Genomic DNA, 13,793 nt, shown 5'->3' on the forward strand with positions numbered 1-13,793 from the left:
GATGCAAACCGCGATCCGCGTCGAGACCCTGCCCGAATCGGCGATCGAGGCGGCAGAGGCGTTTCGCGCCAGGCCGCTACAAAACGCGCAGGAGATACTGGCGCAGGGCCAAGACGTGGTGTTCGTCCTCCCGCCGGCAGGCTTCGACCACGCCGACTGGCGGACCGCGATGGCGCATGATCTTGCCCGCGCGCATGCGCCGGCACGGGTCAACATCATCGCCGGGGCCGATGACGCGGCGATCACCGCCACTTTGTCCTATCTCGAAAATGCCCCCGGCGTGACCGGGCAATATCTCCCGCTCGCCGGGGCGGGGCGGTTCGATGGCTGATCCCGCGCCGATGATCGACGGCTTTGCGCGGCGCATCACCTATCTGCGGCTGTCGGTGACCGACCGCTGTGACCTCCGGTGCAGCTATTGCATGCCGGAGCGAATGCAGTTCCTCCCGCGCGCCGAGGTGCTGACGCTGGAAGAGCTTTACGATCTTGCGCGTGCCTTCATGGCGCGCGGGGTCAGGCGGATCCGGCTGACCGGCGGCGAGCCGTTGGTGCGGCGCGACATGATCGATCTCGTCCGCGCGCTCGGCAGGCACGTCGGCGAAGAGCTTGATGAGGTGACGCTGACCACCAACGGCACACAGCTGGCGCAGCATGCTGCGGCGCTAGCCGAGGCGGGCGTCAGGCGGATCAACGTCTCGCTCGATACGCTCGACCGCGAGGTTTTTTCGCGCCTTTCCCGCCGCGATGCGCTGCCGCAGGTGCTTGAGGGTATCGCCGCGGCGCGCGACGCCGGGCTGGCGGTCAAGATCAACACCGTCGCGCTCAAGGGCATAAACGAGCACGAAATTCCCGCACTCATGCGCTGGGCGCATGGGCAGGGTTTCGATCACAGCCTGATCGAGACCATGCCGCTGGGCGAGATCGACGAATCCCGCTTCGAGCATTTCCTTCCGCTCACAGCAGTGCGCGAATCGCTGGAGCGGGAGTTCACGTTGGTCCCGTCGCAGCACCGCACTGGCGGCCCCGCGCGCTATTTCGATGTGGCGGAGACCGGTGGGCGGCTGGGTCTCATCTCGCCTTTGACCGAGAATTTCTGTGCCGGCTGCAACCGCATGCGGGTGACCGCGACCGGGCAGCTCTATCCCTGCCTCGGCGGCGGCGAGCGGGTCGATTTGCGCGCGGCGCTGCGTTCGGAGGATCCAGCGGGCCAGCTCGCGCGCGGGCTCGACGCGGCCTTGCGGATCAAGCCGGAGAAGCACGATTTCCGGATCGATGCCGAGCACCAGTCACCCGCGCTGCCGCGCCATATGTCGATGACCGGCGGCTGACATGGCGATCCGCATCCTCTTTCTGGGCCCCTTGCGCGACCTCGCAGGCTGCGAGGAGATGACCGCCGCAGCGCCGCTCGACTGGGCAGGGCTGCTCAAGCTTGTCGGGCAAGATGTTGCCGAGGTCCTCGCCGGAGACCGTATCCACCTCGCATGCGGCGGGCGTGTTCTGGCCAACAAGACCGAACTCTCCGCTCAGGACGGCGACGAGGTCGCGCTGCTCCCCCCGGTCAGCGGGGGCTGAGCCTTGCGCGACATTCGCCTGCTGACCGAAATGTTCGTCCCGGGCGCACTGATCGGTCCGTTCACCAATGCACATCCGGGGCTGGGCGGGGTGTGCACCTTCGTCGGCGAAGTACGCGGCGACGCCGAAGTCGCAGCGCTCGAACTGACGCACTACGAGCCACTGACGCTGGGCGGAATGCACCAGCTTGCAGACCGCGCCGAGGAGCGGTTCGACCTGCTCGGCTTGCTGATGGTGCACCGCATCGGCTTGCTGCGCGTGGGTGAGCCGATCGTCTGCGTTTCCGCCGCCGCACTGCACCGGCGCGATGCGATCGATGCGGTCGATTGCTGCATGGATCACCTGAAGAGCGCCGCCTGGTTCTGGAAGCGCGAGAAGCGCAGCGATGGCTGGCACTGGATCGAACCGCGCGACGAGGACCATCGCGACCTTGCCCGCTGGGGGTGAAGAAATCTGCGGATTTGATCTCGATCAAAGCCAGCAGGCTTCCAGCCTGCGAAACAGGCTCCACATTGTAAGGAGCCTCCCATGTCCAAGCATATCGTCCGTGAAGATCTTGCCGCTCGCGCCATTGTCCGCGAGGAGGCGCGGGCACCACATCAGGTCGATCGTACCTTCGAGCTGCCCACGGTTCTCTATGCGACGACGGTCGGCCTGTACCTCGGCTTTTTTGCGGTGATGGCGGCAGGCTTCGCCAGTCCCGGCCTGATCATCCCGATGGTGATTTTTGCGCTGTTCGTCGTGGCAGGGTTCGGAGTGCCGATGGTCTGGGCAAGGCTCGCTCCGCAGACGAAGAGCCGTGCCCTGACAATGGGCCAGCTCAAGCACAGCGGCATCCAGACGAACACCGGCCGACTCAGCGGGCGCGACGCGGTGGTCCAGATGCTCATCCTGCCCGTCCTGATCCTGCTCTGGGGTCTGGCGACGGTCACGATCGCGGCGCTGGTCTGACCATCTAGCGGAGTCCATTCCGGAATGTGCCCTGACCTTGGGCTGCGAATGCGCGGGATCGTAGAGAGCGATCCCGCGCATATGCATATCCGGCGATCAGCGATCGAGTACGCCGCGCAGTTCGGCAAGGATCGCGTCCTGCTCGCGCAATCGCGCAAGCGCCACTTCGCGGGCGGCCACGACGTCATCGACCCGTTCGACCGCCAGCGAGGTATCCGCGACCATCAGGTCGAGATCCGCCAGTGCGACCGCAGCCTGGCTGCGTTCCGAATCGAGCGAGGCAAGCGCAACCTGCGCGGCGGCCCAGCGGTCCTCGCCTGCCGCCGATCCCGCGCCTGATACCACGGCATTCCGCGCAACAGGTGCCTCGGACATGAAACGCGCATGCGATGCCTGCAACTGTTCCAACAATGCGACGATCCGCGCTGCCTTGTCTTGCGGCAAGGGAGCAATCTCGATCGGAGCCGATCCCTGAGGGGCGTCGAAACTGCCCTGGCCGCGCTCGAAATCGCGGATCGAGAGCGAGGGATAGATCGAGTTGCTGGCCGCGCACCCTGAAATGGCAGTCGCGCCGAGGACAAGTGCGACGAGGTTGGATGGAATTTTCATCCTGCTTCTACTAGCATGGCGGAGGCCGCTTGCCACCGTCTCGTGAAGTGCCCGGTATCAGGCAAAAAACCGCGCGACGGAGCGTTGACTTCGCAGGCGCTTTCCCTTAACGGCACGCTTCTTTCCGGGCCACGCCACTCGGCGGGGGTTCGGACGCGCCGTTTTCGAGAGACTGCGGCACAGCAACAAGATTGAGAGAATACGACCATGTTCGCAGTTGTGCGCACGGGCGGCAAGCAATACCGGGTTGCCGCCGGAGACAAGATCGCCGTCGAGAAGCTGGCTGGCGAAGCCGGTGACACCGTTACGCTGGGTGATATCCTGCTCGCCGGTGAAGGCGATTCGATCGCCGACGCTTCCAAGGTGACCGTTTCGGCCGAGATCATCGCGCAGGCGAAGAGCGAAAAGGTCATTGTTTTCAAGAAGCGCCGCCGGCACAACTATCGCCGCAAGAACGGCCATCGCCAGCAGATGACCCTACTGCGCATCACCGCCGTCGGCGATGCCAAGAAGGCCGCTCCGAAGAAGGAAGCTGCGCCGAAGGAAGACGCCCCGGCCAAGGAAGCCAAGGCTCCTGCAGCCAAGAAGGCGGCTCCGAAGGCGGAAGCTGCCGACAAGGCGCCTGCCGCGAAGAAGGCCCCGGCCAAAAAGCCGGCCGCCAAGAAGACCGATACGAAGTAAGGGACACGCACGATGGCACATAAAAAAGCAGGCGGTTCATCCCGCAACGGCCGCGATTCGGCCGGTCGTCGCCTTGGTGTGAAGAAGTTCGGCAGCGAGGCAGTCGTCGCCGGAAACATCATCGTGCGCCAGCGCGGAACCAGGGTCTATCCGGCCGTCAATGTCGGCATGGGCAAGGACCACACGCTGTTCGCGCTGACCGACGGCGTGGTCCGATTCCACAAGGGCAAGCTTGGCCGCAAATACGTGTCGGTCGACATGATTGCGCAAGCCGCCGAATAAACCGGACAGTTCGCTAACGGGGCTGTCCAGACAGGACGGTCCCAGCCGGGATAACCACCGGCAGACGAAGAGGGAGATGGGGCCGACCTGTCTCCCTCTTGTCGTTTCTCCCTCTCCATCCGGCGAAATAATCTTTCGCCGAAACGCAATTGTCACGCGGCCGGAATAGGAGCCCGGCGCGGGGCCGAATGGGAGAAATTCGATGTTCCATCGCACGGAAAGACTGTTCCTCAGACCCGGTTTCCCCGAAGATTGGGAAGCCATCCTTGCCGGCGTCGCCGATGAAGGCGTGGTGCGAAACCTCGCCCGCGCGCCGTGGCCCTATGGGGAAGAGGACGCCAAATTCTTCGCCGCGATGGAGCAGGACCGTTCTCTGCCCCACTTCCTCGTCACTTTGCCTGGCGAAGGCGTGATCGGCAGCGCCGGGCTGGGCGAGCACGAAGGCAGGCCCGAAGTCGGCTACTGGATTGCCCGCAAACATTGGGGGAAGGGCTACGCCACCGAGGCAGCGCGCGGCGTGATCGATGTGGCGCGGATGCTCGGCCACACGCAGCTGACCGCTGGCCACTTCGTCGACAATCCCGCATCGGGCAAGGTCCTGCGCAAGCTCGGCTTCCGGCCGACCGGAAGCATGAGGACTCGTTTCAGCCGCGCTCGCGGCTGCGCTGTACCCTCGGTCGAGTTCGAGCTCGAGCTAGGGGAGCCAGCCGTCGAGCTGCCGCAAGCCGCCTGAAACGAAAGAGGCCCCGCATCGCTGCGGGGCCTCCTTTCTGCGCTCCCCAGCGAAGGCGGGGGTCTCGGTCGGCAAAGTGGCGTGCTGCCCGAGGTCCCCGCCTTCGCGGGGGCCCAGATCACTCAGCCGGCATCAATGCGGCTTCGAATTCGCCTTCGTATTTGCGGATCAGTGCGCGGTCGTCGTGGTCCCACGGGTGGAACCCCGGCTTGAAATAGGCCAGCCATGCCGGGAAGATGCGGCGCACGACGCCGGGCGACCAGGCGAGGTATTTGAACAGGCCCCAGCGTGCTTTCCAGCCGGTGATGCCATCCTGCGCGAGCAGGTTCATGCTGTCTTCCCAGCGGTTCTTGAAGAAGCGGCCGGTGACGATCAGCATCATCAGACTGCGCACTTTCCAGCGCTTCCAGTCGGTCCAGTCGCGCGTGGCATGGTTCCAGGTGTCGTAGGCGACGCCCTTGTGCTCGACTTCCTCGATCGAGTGCCAGCGCCACATTGCAGCGACTTCCGGATCGGCCTTGTCGAAATGCTTCGGGTTGGCGAGGAATTCATGCGCCATCATGGCGGTGTAATGCTCCAGCGCCATGGTCGCGGCGAGATTGAGGATCTCGGGGCGGCCTTTGGTCAGTTCGAGCATTTCCTTCACCCGAAGGTCGATCTTCTTGATGTCGTAGCCGTGGTTTTCGGCCAGCTTGTTGAAGGCGACATGTTCGCGGGTGTGATTGATTTCCTGCTTCACGAAAGCGCGGATTTCCGCCGCCAGCTTGGGATCGGCACCGTCGCGATGTGCCTTGACCGATTCGATGAAGAAGGCCTCGCCGCGCGGGAAAGTGGCCGAAAGCGCATTGTGCCAGGCGGTGCCGAAGGGCTCGCCGGCCCACCAGCGGTTGGGATTGGTGCCGCGATTGAACCGCTCGTCCCGCACGACGATGTCGAGATCCTCGGGTGTCGGGTTGTGGCGGGTATCGAGATCGATTTGGGCGGGGGCGTTCATGGTTCGCTCCGATTCGGTTACTGACAGGCGTGTAAGTATGCGTTACTTACATCAGTGTCAATAACGAAAGGCTTTCACCACCAATCTCCTACTCCGCCGGCATCACCGCATCAGCATAGGGGCTGTCGAACTTGCGGATCAGCGCCCGGTCGTCGCGCTTCCACGGGTGGAAACCGGGGAGGAGGATCGCCGCCCACTCGAAGAACATCCGCCGCATCATCCCCGGCTTCCACCACAGGAAGGCATAAAGCTCGCGCTTGGCCTTGCTGCGGGTGAAACCGTCCTGCTCCAGCAAGCCGATCGCATCGCGAATACGGTTGCCGAAGTATTTCTTCGTGATCAGCGCCGCGATCAGCGCGCGGGTCTTGTACCGCTTCCAGCTCGACCAGTCGCGCGTGGCATGCAGCCAGACGTCGTAGACCAGCCCCTTGTGCTCGATCTCCTCGGTCGCATGCCACCGCCACACATCGGCAGCCACGGGGTCGGCACCGGCAAGATAGCGCGGGTCGACCAGTAACTGGCGGCTGATCACTGCGGCGAAATGCTCGAGCGCGATGGTGATTGCGAGGTTGAATTCCTTCGGCCGCCCTTCGGTCAGGTCGAGCATGGCCTGGATGCCCTGCTCGATGCTCTCGACATTATAACCATGCGCCGAAACGAGGCGGTTGAACGCGACATGCTCGCGCGTATGGTTCACTTCCTGCGTTGTGAAGGCCTTGACTTCCTGCGCCAGCTTCGGCGGCAGATCTTCGCGGAAAGTGCGCAGCGTATCGATGAAGAAGGCCTCGCCGCGGGGCAGGCTGGCGGAGACCGAATTGTACCAGGCGGTGGCAACCGGATCGTTCGAATGCCACCAGCGGGGCGAAGGGTGATCGCGGTCGAACCTCACGTCGCGCACGATCAATTCGTGCTCCGCAGGCGTCGCGCTGGCCGGTTTGTCCACACGTGTTTTGATACCGGGGAAGGCCGACTTGCTCGCCGGTTCCGCGCGTTCTAGGTCTCTGGTTATCTGCTCACCCATGTTTACAGTTTATTAGGCACGCGAATCGATGGCAACCCGCAAGCGTCTGTCCCCCGAAGAATCGCGCACCGCCGCGCTGGAGGCGGCGCGCGGTCTGCTGATCGAAACAGGGCCCCAGTCGGTGACGCTGAAGGCGGTGGCGCAGCGCATCGGCCGCACCCACGCCAATCTGCTGCACCATTTCGGGTCGGCATCGGGGCTGCAAAAGGCGCTTGCAGCGCATCTCGCCGCGACCGTGTGCGAGACGATCAAGGACGCCGTCCGCGCGAGCAGGGCAGGGCTTGGTAGCCCGCGCGAAGTGGTCGACCTTGCGTTCGATGCCTTCGACCGCGAGGGCGCAGGCGCGCTGGCGAGCTGGATGCTGCTGACTGGCAACGAGGATGCGCTCGACCCGATTATCGAGACGATCCACCAGCTGGTGGATGAAATCGCCCCCGAAGAGGCCGAAACGCATGAGGAAATCATGCTCCTGCACGAGGAAACGCTGAGCCTCGTTCTTCTCGCGCTGGGCGATGCGCTGATGGGGGCTCCGATGGCGAAGTCGCTCGGCCTGCCGCGCGACACCGTGCGCAGAAGGGCCGAAGGGATGCTGATCCGCTCGCTCGAACGGCGGGTTGCCAGCTAGATTGAGGCGCTAGGGGGCTTCGACCGCGCTGCGCTGCCAGACGGGCAGGGCGGCAGGGACAAGTTCTTCCACCCGCAGGTGATCGACCGCCTTGCCGAGTTCGGGATAATCGACCCTGCGGCGCTTTTCGTTCGAAGTTTCGAGCGGCACCACCACCAGCCGGCGGTTGACCTTTTGCCGCCAATTCATCCGGGCGGTGTTTTCCTGCCCGACATAACAGCCCTTGGTGAAGCTGACGCCGTTGAGTTCGACCGCATTGGTCTCCAGCCACAGGATATCGCTTAGTTCAGCGCGGCCTTCGGGCACGCCAAGCGACAGCCGATGCGCGAGCCATGCGTCGTCTGCCGGAGCAGTGTTCTCGTCCAGCGGTGCGATCCAGCGTTCGCCTAGAGCCGCCAAACGCGGGTCCGCCGCAGCGCCGTCTCCGACATGGGGTCGCCAATAGACCGCTGTGTGGGGGTCGACAGCGATCGCAATCTTGCGGCGCAACCGGTAGAGCGAGAGCCGCTTGGCCAGTTCCTCCGCATGGGCGGCCTCGCAATCGAGCAGCAGAGCGCCGTCCGCCCCGGGCCAGACTATGAAGTCGAACATTGTCTTTCCCTGCGCGCTGAGCAGCGCTGCATAGGCGGGAAGCTGTCCCTTCACATCGTTGGTGACGAGGCCCTGCAGGAAGTCCGCCACATCTTCGCCAGCATCGGTCGGGGTCAGCCGGATCACGGCGCGGCGGGCGAGGCGGCAAGCGGTCATACCCGATAAGTGGCACGGCGCGCGCGCGAATCAAGCCCTGTCCTACAGGCTGCGGCTGTGCCATGGGGCGGGCATGAACGGTTCTTTACGTCCCCGATCGGTTGCACTTGTCTGGTGCGGCGGCACGGGAATCAAAACTTGCATTGAACTGTGTTCCACTTGTTCCACTTCGACGACAAGTAGTTGCAAATGAACGAAATTGCGATCCGCCGCCCCGACGACTGGCACCTCCATTTCCGCGACGACGCGATGATGCGCGCCGTGGTGCCATACACCGCGCGGCAATTCGCCCGGGCGATCGTGATGCCCAATCTCACGCCGCCGGTGACGACGGCAGCGATGGGGGCGGGATATCGCGACCGGATCCAGTCCGCAGTGCCGGCAGGCGTCGAATTCACCCCGCTAATGACCTGCTACCTCACCGACAACACCGATGCAGGCGATCTGGCGCAGGGGCATGCCGACGGCGTGTTCACCGCAGCCAAGCTTTACCCTGCCGGCGCGACGACCAATTCGGACAGCGGCGTCACCGACGTTTTCAAGATCATGCATGCGCTCGAGAGGTTGGCCGAGATCGGCATGCCGCTGTGCGTCCATGGCGAGGTCACGAGTGCCGATATCGACGTGTTCGACCGCGAAGCGGTGTTCATCGACCGCGTGCTCGCGCCGCTGGTCGAGCGACTACCCGAACTCAAGGTGATCTTCGAGCATATCACGACTTCTGAAGCGGTTGCGTTCGTCGACGAGGCTGGGCCGAACATCGGCGCGACGATCACCCCGCAGCACCTCCACATCAACCGCAACGCCATGCTTGTCGGTGGGATCAGGCCGCATGCCTACTGCCTGCCGGTCGCAAAGCGCGAGACGCACCGGCTGGCGCTGCGCAAGGCGGCGACCTCGGGCTCGGCGAAGTATTTCCTCGGCACCGACAGCGCGCCGCATGCGCGCGAGGCCAAGGAGAGCGCCTGCGGCTGCGCCGGCATCTTCAATGCGCCGTTCGCGCTGGAAAGCTATCTCGCCGTGTTCGACGAAGAGGGCGCGCTCGACCGGTTCGAGGCCTTCGCGAGCGAGAACGGGCCGCGCTTCTACGGTTTGCCGCTCAATCAGGGCACGGTGACCCTGCGGCGCGAGCCGGTGACGGTGCCCGAAACGATCGACGCTTCGGGGACGGCCGTGGTGCCCTTTCATGCAGGCGAAACGCTCGGCTGGGCGGTCGTCTAGACCACCTTCGGTGCGCGCGACCGCGACCACAGGTCGTAGAGGAAAACTGCCAGCGCGGCCCAGATCAGGACGAAGCAGGCCAGCTGGACCGGCTGCAACGGCTCGTCGAACACGGTCAGGCCGAGTATGAACACAATCGTCGGGGCAAGGAACTGGATGAAGCCCATGGTGGAATAATCCATCCGCCGCGCGGCGATGGCGAACAACAGCAGCGGCACGGCGGTCACCACGCCGCCGAACACGATGGCGAGGCTCAGCCACAGATCGTTGCCGAAGGACGAACCGCCGGGCTGCAACGCATAGTACAGCGCGATCCCCGAGGCGGGGAGCAGCAGGATCGCCGATTCGATGGTCAGGCCGGGCAGCGATCCGACCGCTACCCGCTTGCGCAGGAGGCCATAGGTGCCGAAGCTGAAAGCGAGGGTCAGGCTGATCCACAGCGTAGTGAGCGCGCCGCCGAGCAGCAGTGCCACCCCTGCCGCTGCCAGCGCAACCGCGCACCATTGCCGCCGGTTGAGCCGCTCGCCGAGCACCAGTGTCCCGAGCAGGACGTTGACCAGCGGGTTGATATAGTAGCCGAGGCTTGCCGCAAACAGGTGATGGTTCTGGACCGCCCAGATATAGACCAGCCAGTTGACCGCGATGAGCGTTGCACTGGCGGTCAGGATTGCCAGGCTCTGACGGTCGGCAAGGGCAGCCCTGAGATCAGGCCCCTGTTTGCGCAGCGCGACGATCACCAGGCAGATCGGCAAGGTCCAGATGATGCGCCAGCCGACGAACTCGAATGCAGGGACCGTCTGGACGAGGATGAGATAAAGCGGGAGGAAGCCCCAGATCAGGTAGGCCGCGATCGCTGCCGGCAGGCCGGACGGCGCCTTTTCCTCTTCTTGCGGGTTCATTGTGGGCCGTTAGGCGGGTCCCGTTGACGCTGCAAGCTGCCATTCGACGGGCAAATCAGCACAACTCGTCGCGCATTTCCGAACCTTACAATCGCGTTGCAAACTGTTCAGGAAACCATCGGTATTTCTGAATGCATCGGACGACACGCATACCTAGCCAATCGCACGCAAGCCGATAGTCGCCCGCAAGCGAAGCGAAAGGACCGAAGACATGACTATGAGAATGAAGACACTCGCAGCCCTCACGATCGCAGCCCCGGCAATGGCATTTTCCGCTGTTCCCGCGAGCGCCGCTCCGATCGAGACGCAGTCCGCAACCCATCTTTCGGCTTACGCCCCGCTGGAAACCAGCGTGGACGCCCAATACGACCGCGAACGCCGCTGGGACCGTCGTCGCGACCGCCGTGACGATCGCTACTCCGGTGGCTACGGCGGGCAGCAGCGCCACTACGGCGAGCCGGTCCATCGTTCGACCCGCGTCTGGCGCGGGGACGACAACCGCTATTACTGCCGCAAGGAGAACGGCACCACCGGCCTTCTGATCGGCGCAGGTGTCGGTGCCCTGATCGGCAACGAAGTTGCCGGACGCGGTGACCGTACTCTCGGCGCGATCCTCGGTGCAGCAGGTGGTGCTCTGCTGGGCCGCGAAATCGACCGCAGCAACGCGCGCTGCCGCTAATCTATACCCAACTTCGGCTGTCCCCACCAACAGCCGGGGCGCGAACCTTCGGGTCGTGGAAGACACCCGGTCGCCATTCGGGCGGCCGGGTGTCTTTTTGCCCTGTTTGGCGGATTTTAACCCTGTTCGCCTAAATGTTGTGGAGTGAAATCCGGGGCGATCTTGCGGGCAGGGCATGCTGCCTCGCTGGTGCTGGCTGTTGCCGGCCTGTCGGCGTGTAATCGCAGTCCGGAGCCAATCGATCCGACTGAGCTCGACCCGATGGTCCAGCGTGCGCTCAACGATCCGATCATGGCCGATCCCGATCTCGTGTCGCAGAACATGGCAAATGCCGCGCTTGCTTTCGAGGTCGGACAGCCCTTGCCGCTCGACGAAACCGGGCAGGTGGCGATCATTGCAGCGCGCGAGGATGCCCTGATGCTGGTTGGCGGGAGTTCGGGCCTCAAGCCCTTGCCCGAAGCGCAACAGACCGACGGACTCACCGCTGCGGAAGCGCTCAATTCCATCGGCCGCGCGCAGCGACTGGCCCCGACCACCACCTGCGCAAATGCGGCGCGTTTCTCAGCGATCTGGGCGGCGCGGCTACCCGAACCGCTCTCTATCTACCCGCGCGGCAGCACCAAGGAATCGATTGGTGCCGACACCGCAGGCTGCCGATTGCGTTCGGTGATCTATATCACCCCGGTGCCTCTCGATGATGTAATTGCGTTTCATCATACGCGGGTAGTCGGCGCAGGATTGGCGACGGACTACTTCATGGGCGAGGGTTGGCGCGTACTCTCGGGCAACACGGGAACGCTGCGCTACGAAATCGCGGCAAGGTCGCTTCCGACGGGCCAATCTGAGGTCTCGATTGCCAGCCTAGAGACCGATTAGCCGTTCGACAGCCCGACGCCGATGGTCGCGCGCGGCTGCTCGAGCTCGGTGCTAGCCACGGGGTAGGCGCAATAGTCGGCCGCATAGAAAGCGGCCGGGCGATGATTGCCCGACAGCCCGAGCCCACCGAACGGTGCCTTTGAAGAGGCGCCATTGGTCGGACGGTTCCAGTTGATGATACCGGCCCGAACATTTGCCCAAAAGCGATTGTAATCCTGCGGAGTTCCGCCGATCAGCGAGGCGGACAGGCCAAACCTCGTGCGGTTTGCCTCGGCGATGGCGGCGTCGAAGTCCTTGACCTTGATGACCTGAAGTAAAGGTCCGAAAAGTTCGACGTCGGGGCGGTCGGCCATATCGGTTGTATCGATAATCCCGGGCGTGAGGAACGGCAGATCGTCCGACGGGCGGGTCATGTGACGGATCGCCTTGCCGCCATTGGACAGAAAATAGAGGAAGCTCTCGATCATCTGATGGGCGGCATCATTGTCGATCACCGGGCCCATGAACGGGGCAGGGTCCGCAAAGGGCTCACCCACGATGATGCGCGAGGTCATGGCTTTCAGCTCGTCGATGACAGGGCTGTACATGCTTTCTTTGATGATCAGCCTGCGTGCTGCGGTGCAGCGCTGTCCCGCGCTGGTGAAGGCCGACTGGATGATCAGGGTGACGACATCGGTCACCTTGGGCGTATCGATCACGACGAGCGGATTGTTACCGCCCATCTCGAGGGCGAGGATCTTGCCGGGGTTGTTCGCCAGCCGCTTGTTGATCGCGATCCCGGCCTGGGCCGAGCCGGTGAAGAGAATTCCGTCGACGCCGCGATGCGCGACGAGTTGCTTTCCTTCTTCCGGCCCCCCGACAAACATCTGGATAACCGCAGCCGAGATTCCGGCGCGGTGAAAGCACGCGACAAGCAGTTCGCCGGTCGCCGGGGTTTTCTCGCTCGGCTTGAAGATGACGCAGTTGCCCGCAATCAGCGCCGGGACGATGTGCCCATTGGGCAGGTGCGCAGGGAAGTTGTACGGGCCGAGCACCAGCATCACGCCATGCGGCTTGTGGCGCACCGCCGACGATCCCTGCAGCGCACTGTCCAGCTTTTTCTGGCCGGTGCGTTCGGCATAGGCAGTCACCGAAATCTCGACCTTCGCGATCACCGATTCGACTTCGGTGCGCGCTTCCCACAAGGGTTTGCCGGTCTCGCGGGCGATCATTTCTGCCAGCTTGTCGGAGTCCTTGCGCACCTCGTTGGCGAAGCGGCGAACCAGTTCGATGCGCGTCGCGAGCGGCTGCGCGGCCCATGCCGGCCATGCCCTGCGGGCGCGGTCTACCGCTTCATCGACGTCGCCTGTTTTGCCCCGCCACAGCTCTGCTCCTGTGGCCGGTTCGTAGGATACGATTACCGAATCTGACACTTTCGCCGGTTCTCCCGCGCCCGTCTTGTGCAGCACGCGACCGCCTGCCGGCGCGGCTTGGGTGGCTTCTAATCTATCGCGCCGCGCGGTCAAATGGTTGTCGCGCCCGGGCCATGGCACTTTGCTCGCTCACTCAGCCGATCCAGTTAACGGTGCTGCTTCGTATGGCACGATTTCATCGCCAGCCCATCAGTCCAGTTGGCAGGAAAATGGCGAAGAGGAATGATGAACGGATTGTTGCCAACACCCCAAAATTCTGTAAGTTAAATCCGAGGACAGGGGAGAAATCCGAGAATCGCGCAGGTCCGGACAACGGACGCGCAACCCCAACCTTCGGGCGGAAAGACTTGCGTGGCAATCCGATACGGGATTGTCGCGTACAATCTGCGGTCCCGTTGGCGAGGGTGAGATTAAGGAAAGTCTCAGGTCAAGGGGGTCGCACTTCAACAGGCGCGGAGCAATCCGGGTCGGGGTGCCAACGCAAGTTGGCT

Annotated in this window: 18 protein-coding genes; 12 read left to right on the forward strand and 6 right to left on the reverse strand. The window is 63.8% G+C overall.

From position 1 onward, the window contains the following. Position 1: 1 nt before the first annotated feature. From NSO95_RS14305 to NSO95_RS14325, 5 genes are all read left to right on the forward strand, one after another. On the forward strand, positions 2–331 hold the full coding sequence (locus NSO95_RS14305; RefSeq protein ID WP_257596987.1) for a Rossmann fold domain-containing protein: 330 nt from the start codon (positions 2–4) through the stop codon (positions 329–331). Further along, a complete protein-coding gene (moaA, locus tag NSO95_RS14310; protein WP_257596988.1) occupies positions 324–1,328 on the forward strand; it encodes a GTP 3',8-cyclase MoaA in 1,005 nt (334 codons plus the stop codon). The genes NSO95_RS14305 and moaA overlap by 8 nt, the downstream gene beginning before the upstream one ends. A gap of 1 nt (position 1,329) precedes the next feature. Next, positions 1,330–1,572: a MoaD/ThiS family protein gene (locus NSO95_RS14315; RefSeq protein WP_257596989.1), complete on the forward strand. Its 243-nt coding sequence runs from the start codon at positions 1,330–1,332 to the stop codon at positions 1,570–1,572. A gap of 3 nt (positions 1,573–1,575) precedes the next feature. Continuing rightward, the gene (locus NSO95_RS14320) at positions 1,576–2,019 is read left to right on the forward strand and encodes a molybdenum cofactor biosynthesis protein MoaE (protein WP_257596990.1); all 444 of its coding nucleotides are present in this window, start codon (positions 1,576–1,578) and stop codon (positions 2,017–2,019) included. An 81-nt stretch (positions 2,020–2,100) separates the two neighbouring features. Continuing rightward, positions 2,101–2,523, forward strand: coding sequence for a hypothetical protein (locus NSO95_RS14325; RefSeq protein ID WP_257596991.1), 423 nt, complete (start codon positions 2,101–2,103; stop codon positions 2,521–2,523). Between the two features lie 96 nt (positions 2,524–2,619). Here the strand turns inward: NSO95_RS14325 and NSO95_RS14330 are convergent, their stop codons facing one another. Then, positions 2,620–3,132 carry a hypothetical protein gene (locus tag NSO95_RS14330; RefSeq protein ID WP_257596992.1) on the reverse strand — a complete coding sequence of 171 codons (513 nt, stop codon included), beginning with the start codon at positions 3,130–3,132 and terminating at the stop codon, positions 2,620–2,622. A 207-nt stretch (positions 3,133–3,339) separates the two neighbouring features. Here NSO95_RS14330 and rplU point away from each other — a divergent pair, with 207 nt between their 5' ends. The 3 genes from rplU (at position 3,340) to NSO95_RS14345 (ending at position 4,828) form a co-directional block, all read left to right on the forward strand. After that, entirely contained in the window at positions 3,340–3,813 is a 474-nt protein-coding gene (gene rplU / locus NSO95_RS14335; protein WP_257596993.1) for a 50S ribosomal protein L21, read from the forward strand. A gap of 12 nt (positions 3,814–3,825) precedes the next feature. After that, positions 3,826–4,095 carry a 50S ribosomal protein L27 gene (gene rpmA, locus NSO95_RS14340; protein WP_257596994.1) on the forward strand — a complete coding sequence of 90 codons (270 nt, stop codon included), beginning with the start codon at positions 3,826–3,828 and terminating at the stop codon, positions 4,093–4,095. 202 nt (positions 4,096–4,297) lie between these two features. Beyond that, positions 4,298–4,828, forward strand: a complete 531-nt coding sequence (locus NSO95_RS14345) for a GNAT family N-acetyltransferase (protein ID WP_257596995.1) — start codon at positions 4,298–4,300, stop codon at positions 4,826–4,828. Between the two features lie 118 nt (positions 4,829–4,946). Here the strand turns inward: NSO95_RS14345 and NSO95_RS14350 are convergent, their stop codons facing one another. Together NSO95_RS14350 and NSO95_RS14355 are read right to left on the reverse strand one after the other, a co-directional pair. Continuing rightward, a complete protein-coding gene (locus NSO95_RS14350) occupies positions 4,947–5,822 on the reverse strand; it encodes a metal-dependent hydrolase (protein WP_257596996.1) in 876 nt (291 codons plus the stop codon). Positions 5,823–5,910: 88 nt separating this feature from the next. After that, complete coding sequence (locus tag NSO95_RS14355) at positions 5,911–6,843, reverse strand: metal-dependent hydrolase (protein ID WP_257596997.1); 933 nt, start codon at positions 6,841–6,843, stop codon at positions 5,911–5,913. A 28-nt stretch (positions 6,844–6,871) separates the two neighbouring features. Here NSO95_RS14355 and NSO95_RS14360 point away from each other — a divergent pair, with 28 nt between their 5' ends. Next, positions 6,872–7,468: a TetR/AcrR family transcriptional regulator gene (locus NSO95_RS14360; protein WP_257596998.1), complete on the forward strand. Its 597-nt coding sequence runs from the start codon at positions 6,872–6,874 to the stop codon at positions 7,466–7,468. Between the two features lie 9 nt (positions 7,469–7,477). Here the strand turns inward: NSO95_RS14360 and ygfZ are convergent, their stop codons facing one another. Further along, positions 7,478–8,215, reverse strand: a complete 738-nt coding sequence (gene ygfZ / locus NSO95_RS14365; RefSeq protein ID WP_257596999.1) for a CAF17-like 4Fe-4S cluster assembly/insertion protein YgfZ — start codon at positions 8,213–8,215, stop codon at positions 7,478–7,480. A 189-nt stretch (positions 8,216–8,404) separates the two neighbouring features. Here ygfZ and pyrC point away from each other — a divergent pair, with 189 nt between their 5' ends. Continuing rightward, positions 8,405–9,436: a dihydroorotase gene (gene pyrC, locus NSO95_RS14370; protein ID WP_257597000.1), complete on the forward strand. Its 1,032-nt coding sequence runs from the start codon at positions 8,405–8,407 to the stop codon at positions 9,434–9,436. Here the strand turns inward: pyrC and rarD are convergent. Then, positions 9,433–10,335, reverse strand: a complete 903-nt coding sequence (rarD, locus tag NSO95_RS14375; RefSeq protein WP_257597001.1) for an EamA family transporter RarD — start codon at positions 10,333–10,335, stop codon at positions 9,433–9,435. The two genes, pyrC and rarD, sit on opposite strands and share 4 nt — an antisense overlap. A gap of 217 nt (positions 10,336–10,552) precedes the next feature. On the opposite strand from rarD, the gene NSO95_RS14380 reads away from it, so the two are divergent. Then, positions 10,553–11,014, forward strand: a complete 462-nt coding sequence (locus NSO95_RS14380) for a glycine zipper 2TM domain-containing protein (protein WP_257597060.1) — start codon at positions 10,553–10,555, stop codon at positions 11,012–11,014. Positions 11,015–11,176: 162 nt separating this feature from the next. After that, on the forward strand, positions 11,177–11,890 hold the full coding sequence (locus NSO95_RS14385) for a hypothetical protein (RefSeq protein ID WP_257597002.1): 714 nt from the start codon (positions 11,177–11,179) through the stop codon (positions 11,888–11,890). Here the strand turns inward: NSO95_RS14385 and astD are convergent. After that, complete coding sequence (gene astD, locus NSO95_RS14390) at positions 11,887–13,302, reverse strand: succinylglutamate-semialdehyde dehydrogenase (protein ID WP_257597003.1); 1,416 nt, start codon at positions 13,300–13,302, stop codon at positions 11,887–11,889. The genes NSO95_RS14385 and astD overlap by 4 nt on opposite strands. Between the last annotated feature and the right edge of the window lie 491 nt (positions 13,303–13,793).

The organism is Parerythrobacter lacustris, from assembly GCF_024626475.1.
Taxonomy (GTDB): Bacteria; Pseudomonadota; Alphaproteobacteria; order Sphingomonadales; family Sphingomonadaceae; genus Parerythrobacter_A; species Parerythrobacter_A lacustris.